Here is an 8,796-nt window from a genome sequence, read left to right on the forward strand (position 1 = left end):
CCTCCTCGTCCGCCGCCATGCCCATCATGTGGAAGCCGGCGTCGACGTGGATGACCTCGCCCGTGGTCGAGAAGCCGAGGTCCGAGCACAGCCACAGGGCGGCGCCGGCGACGCCCTCCATCGAGGTGTCCTCCTTCATCGCCGACATGGCCCGGCCCTGGCTGATCATGCCGCGGCCGCCCGAGATGCCGGCCAGCGACAGGGTGCGCATGGCACCGGCCGAGATGGCGTTGACGCGGATGCCCTTCGGTCCCAGGTCGCGCGCGATGTAGCGGGTTGCGGCCTCCAGCGCCGCCTTGGCCACGCCCATGGTGTTGTAGTTGGGAATGGCCCGTTCCGAGCCGAGATAGGTCATGGTCACCAGCGAGCCGCCGTTGGGCATCAGGCGCGACGCCCGCTTGGCCACGTCGACGAAGCTGAAGGCCGAGATGTTCATGGCCAGCAGGAAGCTGTCGCGGCTGGTGTTCTCGACGAAGCTGCCCTTCAGTTCGTCCTTGTTGGCGAAGGCCACCGAATGGACGACGAAGTCGATCGTGCCGAAGGCCTTTTCCAGCTCGGCGAAGGCGGCGTCCATCGAGGCGTCGTCGGTGACGTCGGCCTGGATCAGCAGCTTGGCGCCGACGCTCTCGGCCAGCGGACGCACGCGGCGCTCCAGCCCCTCGCCGAGGTAGGTGAAGGCCAGTTCGGCGCCCTGGGCCGCCAGCTGGGAGGCGATGCCCCAGGCGATGGAGTTGGAGTTCGCCACCCCCATGATCAGGCCCTTCTTGCCCTTCATGAGTTCGCCCGTGGGCATGTTCCAGCCGCTCTCGCTCGCCATGGTCCGTCTCCGTGTTCTGAACGCGGAGGGTTAGCAGCGACGGGCGAGCGGTGAAAGACCATCCGTCAGGGGCGCTTGGCCGGGCGGAAATGACAGGCTAGCGTTACGGTCAGAGTCAGGGAGCCCCGCCGATGATCCGATCACTCGCCGTTCTGAGCGTGGCTCTGGCCCTGACCGGAGGTTCCGCCGCCCTGGCCCAGGCGGGTCCGCCGCCGTTGCGGGTCAAGGTGTTGCTGGCCTCCGACCCCCATCTGGATGCGGCGGCGCGGGCCAGTCACGACGCCCTGCTGCAGAGCCTGTCGACGGCCGGGCCGGGCGGGGGCTGGTTCGAAATCCTGCCCACCGGGCTGGACGCGGCCGAGTTCGAGCACTGCACCATCTCGGCGCAGGACACCCGCACCTGCGCCAGACGCCAGTTGGCCGAACAAGGGGCGACCGGCGCCACGGTCATCGTCCTCGCGGGCGGCGAGGCGGACCATGCGAGCTGGACCTGCGTGGGAACGGGCGGGCGGCCGACCAACCCCGATCGCCAGTTGATCCGCTTCGACCTGAACGCCGGTCTCGACACCGCATCTCCGAAGCGGATGGAGACCCGCGCGGCCGCGGCCGGCTGCATCACCGGCGCAGGCGCCGAGAGCGGCTGGTAGGCGTCGGCCCTTGATAGCAGACTTGTTACGGTCCCGCTTGCCGGGGCAGGATGCCGGGAACCCTCACGGAGCCTTCCGGATGCGCCCTCTCCCGGCCCTTGTTTCGGCCTTCGCCCTGTGCGGGCTCGCGGTCCCGGTTCTGGCCCAGACGGCGCCCGCGCGCCCCCGGATCGCCGTCGTGGTGGTGACGCTGGATCAGGTCCGTCAGATCCAGCTGGAGCATGGGCTTTCGACGCTGGCGTCTCTGGGCGACGCGGAGTGGGGGCGGTTCACGCTGGCGGAACCCGTGCTCGCGCCGGACGTCTTCGCGTCCTGCAAGGACGAGCGGGCGGAGGGCAAGCTGGACTACTGCACCCGCTTTTATCTGACCCGGGCCGAACTGGCCGCCGACGCACCACCGACTGTGGTGGTGGCCTTCGACGACCGACCGGCCGAAGCCCGCACGCGGCACGGCGACGAGATGCGCGTAACCTGCTATGGCCGGGGGGTTCTCCCCGCAGATGCGGCCGCGCAGGACACATGGCTGTGGCCGCACTCGGCGCACGTGCACGGGGTCAACGCCTGGAACCGTGACCGCGACGCGCTTGAGGCCTGCATCAAGGCGGCGGCGTCGGAGGCGTGGACAGGCCTGAGGCAGCCCGACCCGAGCTAGACCTTCGACAGGATCAGCGTGCCGTTGGTGCCGCCGAAGCCGAAGCTGTTGGACATGACGTGCTTCAGCTCGCCGTCGTGGCGTTTGCGCAGGATCGGCATGCCCTCGAACTCGGGGTCGAGGTTCTCGATGTGGGCGCTCTCGGCGGCGAAGCCGTTCTTCATCATCAAGAGGCAGTAGATCGCCTCCTGCGCCCCGGCGGCGCCCAGCGAGTGGCCCGTCAGCGACTTGGTCGAGCTGATCATCGGCAGGTCGTCGCCGAAGACGTTGCGCACCGCGCCCATCTCCTTGGAGTCGCCGACCGGGGTCGAGGTGCCGTGCGGGTTCAGATAGTCGATCCGGGGATTGCCGGCCATTTCGAGGGCGATCTTCATGCAGCGCTCGGCGCCCTCGCCCGAGGGGGCGACCATGTCGTAGCCGTCGGAATTGGCGCCGTAGCCGGTGACCTCGGCGTAGATGGTCGCGCCGCGCGCCACGGCGCGCTCGTACTCTTCCAGCACCACGATGCCCGCACCGCCGGCGATGACGAAGCCGTCGCGGTCCTTGTCATAGGCGCGCGAGGCCACCGGGGGGGTTTCGTTGAAGTTGGACGACATGGCGCCCATGGCGTCGAACATGTTGGACATGGACCAGTCGATGTCCTCGACGCCGCCGGCGAAGATCACGTCCTGCTTGCCCCAGGCGATCTGTTCGGCGGCCGCGCCGATGCAGTGGGCGCTGGTCGCGCAGGCCGAGCTGATCGAATAGTTGACGCCCTTGAGCTCGAACCAGGTGGCCAGGACCGCCGAGGGACCCGAAGCCATGGCCTTGGGCACGGCGAACGGCCCGATGCGCTTGGGAGAATTCTTTTCGACCGTGGTGGCCGCCGCCTGCAGGATGACCTGGGTCGAGGGGCCGCCCTCGCCGACGATGACGCCGATGCGGTCGGACTTGATCTCGTCCGCAGTCATGCCGCTGTCCTTCAGCGCCTCCTCGAAGGCGATGTGGCCCCAGGCGGTGCCGTTCGCCAGGAAGCGCGCGGCGCGGCGGTCGACGTGCGGCGCCCAGTCCTCGGCCGTCACGCCCAGCGCCGGCGGAGCCCAGACCTGCGAGCGGAAGCCGTGCTGGATGTGGTCGGGCGCCGCGACCACGCCCGACTTCGCGTCGCGCAGGGAGGCGGTGACCTCATCCTGGCCCGTGCCGATGGAGGAGACGATACCCAGGCCGGTGACGACAACACGCCGCATGTCAGTTTCCTTTGTCAGACTACAGTCGCCGCATTCGCTGCGGTCTTGTGGGGAGATCAGCCGCCGATGGGCTCGCCGCCGCCGAACAGGCCGACGCGCATGTCCTGGCAGGTGTAGATGACCTCTCCGTCGGCCTCGAGCACGCCGTCGGCGATGCCCATGACCAGGCGGCGGTTGATGACCCGCTTCAGGTCGATCTTATACACCACCTTCTTGATGTCGGGGGTGACCTGGCCGGTGAATTTCACCTCGCCGACGCCCAGGGCGCGGCCCTTGCCGGGTCCGCCGATCCAGCCGAGGTAGAAGCCGACCAGCTGCCACATGGCGTCCAGGCCCAGGCAGCCGGGCATGACGGGGTCGCCGATGAAGTGGCACTGGAAGAACCAGAGGTCGGGGTGGATATCCAGCTCGGCCTCGACATAGCCCTTGCCGTGGGCGCCGCCGTCGCCGTTGATCTGCGTGATCCGGTCGAACATCAGCATCGGCGGGGCCGGCAGCTTGGCGTTGCCGGGACCGAACAGGTCGCCGCGGCCCGCCGCCAGCAGGGCCTCATAGTCGAACGAGGACGGATGGTTTGACTGGCTCAACGCGGCGCTCCGGCAGGTGTTGCCGTGGAGGTACACGACGGGAACCGGCGGCTCAACGTTTTAGAGGAAGGCGGACAGGCCCCTATGCCGTCGGATGCCAGACGTCCGGCCCTGACGGCCGTTCGAGGCGCAGGACCATGCGGTCTCCGTCGAAGACCTCGACCCCGTTGCATGTGCTGTGCAGTCCCAGCTGACGGTTGGCGCTGCGCGCCGCCTCGCCGTCGTCGGCGCATTCCACGAAATCGAGCGCGGGCGAGCGGCCGCGGCGATCGAAGAACAGGAACTGGTAGGTGCGCACAGGATGCCCCTCCTGCGCGGCCGACGGAGGCCGACCGCGGGAGAAACCTATGTCGCCGGCCCGAGCCTGTCGAAACACGGTTCCGCGACTGCAGCGCTTCTAGCGGCCGCGCCCCGCGGGCCGGCCGGCGCTGCACAGGGCCCGCTCCTGGACGCCGAACACCGCGCCCTGCCGCACCCAGCCGCGCAGGCGGCGGACGCGGACCTCGCACCAGCCGTCCTCGCATTCGTCCAGCGAGGCCAGGGCGCGGGGGCTGAGCCGGGCCCGCACGGCCGCCGTGTCCGAACGGCCGGCGCGGATCGGAATCTCGGCGTCCGAGGCGTTCAGCACGCTGCGGCGGCTGGAGACCACGCTGCGGTGGACCCAGGCGACCGCGCCCTCGGGATCGCAGATCTTGCGCCATTCCGTGGTCTCGGCGACCACCTGGACCGGCAGGCCGGAGGCGCGGTACTCCCACAGGATGCGGTAATCCAGGCCGGGGCCGTAGCGGGCCCGGACCTCGGACGACTTCAGCGACAGCCAGCGCGGCACGGGCTGGCCGCTGGGCGTCGGGCGGCCGTCGGGCATGGTCTGGCCCGCCCCGGCGAGGACGCCCGCGCCGAGAACCGCCGCGATGACAGCCAGCCTTTGGAGGCGGGAGCGAGCTTTGCTAGACACCGTCTGCATCCGTGAAATCGAAGGCCTCGAATGTCCTCCCCCCGGCTTAAGGTCGTATTAACCAGACGCCTGCCGGACGCGGTCGAGACCCGCGCCCGCGAGCTTTTCGACGCCGAACTGAACCTGACCGACGCGCCGATGGACCGGGCCGCGCTGGAGGCGGCCGTGCAGAGGGCCGACGTGCTGGTCCCCACCATCACGGACGTCATCGATGCGGACCTGATCGCCAGGGTCGGCGACCAGCTGAAGATGATCGCGAATTTCGGCGCGGGCGTGGACCATATCGACATCGACGCCGCCGTGGCCCGCGGCATCATCGTCACCAACACGCCGGGCGTCCTGACCGAGGACACCGCCGACCTGGCCATGGCCCTGATCCTCGCCGTCAGCCGGCGTATCGTCGAAGGGGCCCAGGTCGTGGCCGCCGGCGGGTTCGAAGGCTGGACCCCGACCTGGATGACGGGCCGCAAGCTGTGGGGCAAGCGGCTGGGCATCGTCGGCATGGGCCGGATCGGCCAGGCGCTGGCGCGGCGGGCGAAGGCGTTCGGGATCCAGGTCCACTACCACAACCGCAAACCGGTCCCGGCCATGATCGCCGAGGAGCTGGGGGCGACCTACTGGGACGATCTGGACCAGATGCTGGCGCGGATGGACCTGATCTCGCTGAACTGCCCGGCGACGAAGGACACCCACCACCTGCTTTCGGCCGGGCGGCTGGCCCGGCTTCAGCCGCACGCCATCCTGATCAACACCGCCCGGGGCGAGCTGATCGACGAGGCCGCCCTGGCCGACGCCGTCGCGCGCCGCGCCATCGCCGGGGTCGGACTGGATGTCTATGAGCATGAGCCGGCCATCCACCCGGGCCTGCTGAACCACGCCAATGTCGTCCTGCTGCCGCACCTGGGGTCCGCGACGCTGGAAGCGCGCCAGGACATGGGCGACCGGGTCATCGCCAACATCCTCACCTTCCAGAACGGCCACCGTCCGGCCGACCGGGTGATTCCGGCGATGCTCTGACACGCCGCGCTTGACGGCGCATCGAACCTTGGGTTGGTTGCGCTCCGGGGAAGCGTATCGGGGGCGTGTCGACATGGCTGGAATGAACAAGGCGGCGCGAGCCGCCCTGTCGAGGCGCGGCCTGCTGGCCGCGGCGGGCGCCCTGACGGCGGTCGCGGCCTTGCCGCCGGGCGTGGCGCGGGCCCAGGCCAGGGCCTATCCCCTGGGTGAATTCTTCAAGCCGACCATGAGCAGCGGCGCCGCCCTGTCGCCCTCCGGAAACCGGATCGCCGTGGCCGAGAGCCTCGGCACGGACGAGGATCCGCACAGCGCCGTCGACTTCATCGACGCCGCAGACCCCGAGGGCCAGCGTCGCCGGATTGACCTGGGCGAGGTCGAGGTCAGTTCGATCGAGTGGGCGAATGACGACCGCCTTCTGGCGAGCGTGATCCTGAAGCGCACGACGGCGACCCGGGCGCTGGCCGGTTCAAACCGGAGGGTGGCGGGCGTCGACTACTATATGCGCCGCGTCGTCTCGGTGAATGTGACGACCGGCGATGTCGTCCTGCTGTTCAGCGATCAGCGCCAGCGCATGCGCAACACCTTCGACATGGGGCGCATCGTCGACATGCTGCCCAACGATCGGGACCACGTCCTGATGGCCGCGTGGGAGGCCGACGCCGTGATGGGTCTGCACCGGGTCAATGTGAACACCGGTTCGGCGACCCGGATCGAACGCGGCGGGTCGGGCACCTATCACTGGCGGACGGTCAACGGCGTGCCCGTCCTGCGTCACGACATGAACAGCCGCGGCACGATCGAGACCATCATGGTCCGGGCGCCGGGCGAGACCGAGTGGAAGATGGCCCGTCGCACCCGTGTGCGGGAAGCTCCGGACTTCCTGTGGGTCGGGGCCGGCGAGACTCCCGGCAAGGTGCTGGTCATCGCCCGCCTCGACAACGAGGACGTCCAGAGCGTCCGCGAGATGGACCTCATGACCACCGCGCTCGGCGCGCCGCTGAACCCCCGCCCGGGCCGGGACGTCGCCTATGGCCTGCCGGACTCGGCGGGCAACTATCTCGGGGCCGCCTACTACGGCGAGCGGCTGGAATATGAGTTTGTCGACCCCGCGCTGGCGGGCCACCACCGGGCCCTGAACCGCTTTTTCGACAATAGCTGCAACGTGCATTTCACGGACGTCGACCAGGCGCGGAACCGCTTCATCGCCTATGTGAACGGACCGGCGGAGCCGGGCTCGTGGTTTTTCTACGACAAGGCGGCGCGCGCGATCGTCAACCTCGGCCAGTCGCGGGACCTCGACCCGGCGCGGCTGGGCGGCAGCGAGGTTCTGCATGTGCAGACCCGCGACGGCGCGACCCTCGAGGCGTATCTGACCGCGCCTCCGGGCGGGGCGGCGGGCCCCCTGGTCGTCCTGCCGCATGGCGGACCCGAGGTTCGCGACACGCCGAAATGGGACCGGCAGGTGCAGGTTCTGGCGGCCCAGGGCTGGTGGGTGCTGCGGCCCAATTTCCGCGGCTCGGGCGGCTACGGCCAGGAATTCGCCAAACAGGGCTGGACCCGCTGGGGCGACCGCATGCAGGAGGACGTCGAGGACGCCGTGGCCCATGCCATCGCCGCAAGGGGGCTGGACGCGTCCCGGGTCGGGATCATGGGCACCAGCTACGGCGCCTACGCCGCCCTGATGGGGGCGGTGAAACGGCCGGATCTGTACAAGGCGGCGATCGGCGTTTGCGGCGTGTACGACCTGCCTGACGTGCTGGCGTGGGAAGAGCGCGAGGACGACACCCCCGGCCAGCCGATCTATGAATTCTGGACCAGACGCATCGGCGACCGGTCGGTGATGGGGCCCGCGCTGGAGTCGGCTTCGCCCCGCCGTCGCGCGGCCGAGATCGCCTGCCCGGTGGTGCTGGTGCACGGTGTGGACGATCCCGTCCTGCCGCTGATCCAGTCGCGACGGATGCGCGACGCCCTGCGCGCGGCGGGCAAGACGGTGGAACTGATCGAGATCGAGGAGGCCGGCCACGCGGACTGGGAGGACGTCAAGGAAGAGGCTCTGATGACCCGCTACGTCGAGCTGTTGCGTCAGGCCTTCGCCTGAGGACCGTCGCCAGTCCGAGCCGGTGGACAGCTTGACCTTGACGCCGGCCTGAGCCTTGGGTTGGTTGGCGCCGGGGTGTTTGGGGGCGTAACATGACGATCAGCAATTCCGCGGCGGCGCGATGGGCCTTGTCGCGCCGGGGTCTGCTGGCGAGCGCCGGCGGGCTCGGGCTTGCAGCCGCCGCCGGGCCCGCAGCGGCGCGGCAGATTACGCCCCACGCCTTGGCCGACTTCTACGCCAGGGACGGGATCAGCGGCGTGGCCCTGTCGCCCTCGGGCGAGCGCATCGCCATCATCCGCGAAATCCACGCCGATGGCGTCCGGCGTGCGGTGTTGGACGTGCTCGACGCCGCCGATCCCTCGGCCCCGCCCAAGCGGGCCCCGCTGGGCGATGTCGACTGCGAGACGATGGTGTGGGCCAATGACTCGCGTTTGCTGGTGCGCATCGCCCTGGGCGGACGTTCCAGCACGGAGCGGACCTCGGCCCGGTCACTGGGCTCGACCACCACTGACGCCTTCATCTCACGGCGGATGGTGTCGATCGACCCAAACACCGGCGGCGCCGTCGTGCTGTTCGACAACGAGCCGCAGCGCATGCGGACCACCCGCAATCTCGGCTCCGTCGTCGACCTGCTGCATGACGATCCCGACCATGTTCTGATGATCGCCCCGACGCAGGCTCGGCGCATCAACGCCCTGTACAAGGTCAATGTAATCACGGGTCGCGCCGAGGAGTTCGAGCGCGGCGATTTCGACACCGTCGGCTGGGAGACCCGCAACGGCGTCCCCGTGCTGCGT

At 69.6% G+C, this 8,796-nt stretch carries 9 protein-coding genes and 1 pseudogene; 5 read left to right on the top strand and 5 right to left on the bottom strand.

The annotated features are described in order from the left end of the window. Positions 1-793, bottom strand: a 793-nt coding sequence (locus V6M42_RS01045; protein ID WP_332676561.1) for an enoyl-ACP reductase FabI, incomplete at its 3' end; no start/stop codon positions are given. A 155-nt stretch (positions 794-948) separates the two neighbouring features. Here V6M42_RS01045 and V6M42_RS01050 point away from each other — a divergent pair. Both V6M42_RS01050 and V6M42_RS01055 read left to right on the top strand, forming a co-directional pair. Continuing rightward, complete coding sequence (locus V6M42_RS01050) at positions 949-1,464, top strand: hypothetical protein (RefSeq protein WP_332676553.1); 516 nt, start codon at positions 949-951, stop codon at positions 1,462-1,464. Positions 1,465-1,543: 79 nt separating this feature from the next. Next, positions 1,544-2,116: a hypothetical protein gene (locus V6M42_RS01055; RefSeq protein WP_332676555.1), complete on the top strand. Its 573-nt coding sequence runs from the start codon at positions 1,544-1,546 to the stop codon at positions 2,114-2,116. On the opposite strand, the gene fabB is transcribed toward V6M42_RS01055, so the two are convergent. From fabB to V6M42_RS01075, 4 genes are all read right to left on the bottom strand, one after another. Next, positions 2,113-3,342: a beta-ketoacyl-ACP synthase I gene (gene fabB, locus V6M42_RS01060; protein ID WP_332657891.1), complete on the bottom strand. Its 1,230-nt coding sequence runs from the start codon at positions 3,340-3,342 to the stop codon at positions 2,113-2,115. The two genes, V6M42_RS01055 and fabB, sit on opposite strands and share 4 nt — an antisense overlap. A 56-nt stretch (positions 3,343-3,398) precedes the next feature. Continuing rightward, a complete protein-coding gene (gene fabA / locus V6M42_RS01065; RefSeq protein WP_332657892.1) occupies positions 3,399-3,929 on the bottom strand; it encodes a 3-hydroxyacyl-[acyl-carrier-protein] dehydratase FabA in 531 nt (176 codons plus the stop codon). An 82-nt stretch (positions 3,930-4,011) separates the two neighbouring features. Next, the gene (locus V6M42_RS01070) at positions 4,012-4,227 is read right to left on the bottom strand and encodes a hypothetical protein (protein ID WP_332676557.1); all 216 of its coding nucleotides are present in this window, start codon (positions 4,225-4,227) and stop codon (positions 4,012-4,014) included. Between the two features lie 99 nt (positions 4,228-4,326). Then, entirely contained in the window at positions 4,327-4,893 is a 567-nt protein-coding gene (locus V6M42_RS01075; RefSeq protein WP_332657894.1) for an SH3 domain-containing protein, read from the bottom strand. A 21-nt stretch (positions 4,894-4,914) separates the two neighbouring features. On the opposite strand from V6M42_RS01075, the gene V6M42_RS01080 reads away from it, so the two are divergent. From V6M42_RS01080 to V6M42_RS01090, 3 genes and pseudogenes are all read left to right on the top strand, one after another. Beyond that, positions 4,915-5,901, top strand: a complete 987-nt coding sequence (locus V6M42_RS01080; RefSeq protein WP_332676558.1) for a 2-hydroxyacid dehydrogenase — start codon at positions 4,915-4,917, stop codon at positions 5,899-5,901. A gap of 73 nt (positions 5,902-5,974) precedes the next feature. Continuing rightward, complete coding sequence (locus tag V6M42_RS01085; RefSeq protein ID WP_332676560.1) at positions 5,975-7,999, top strand: alpha/beta hydrolase family protein; 2,025 nt, start codon at positions 5,975-5,977, stop codon at positions 7,997-7,999. A 92-nt stretch (positions 8,000-8,091) separates the two neighbouring features. Then, positions 8,092-8,796 (top strand): annotated as a pseudogene (locus V6M42_RS01090) (hypothetical protein); the annotation flags it as partial.

Origin of the sequence: Brevundimonas sp., assembly GCF_036677305.1 — a bacterium.
Taxonomy (GTDB): Bacteria; Pseudomonadota; Alphaproteobacteria; order Caulobacterales; family Caulobacteraceae; genus Brevundimonas.

Coding starts and splice junctions, on each gene's coding strand:
- V6M42_RS01085 (WP_332676560.1), top strand. CDS start 5,975: ATGGCTGGAATGAACAAGGCGGCGCGAGCCGCCCTGTCGAGGCGCGGC.
- V6M42_RS01050 (WP_332676553.1), top strand. CDS start 949: ATGATCCGATCACTCGCCGTTCTGAGCGTGGCTCTGGCCCTGACCGGA.
- fabB (WP_332657891.1), bottom strand. CDS start 3,342: ATGCGGCGTGTTGTCGTCACCGGCCTGGGTATCGTCTCCTCCATCGGC.
- V6M42_RS01055 (WP_332676555.1), top strand. CDS start 1,544: ATGCGCCCTCTCCCGGCCCTTGTTTCGGCCTTCGCCCTGTGCGGGCTC.
- V6M42_RS01075 (WP_332657894.1), bottom strand. CDS start 4,893: ATGCAGACGGTGTCTAGCAAAGCTCGCTCCCGCCTCCAAAGGCTGGCT.
- V6M42_RS01080 (WP_332676558.1), top strand. CDS start 4,915: ATGTCCTCCCCCCGGCTTAAGGTCGTATTAACCAGACGCCTGCCGGAC.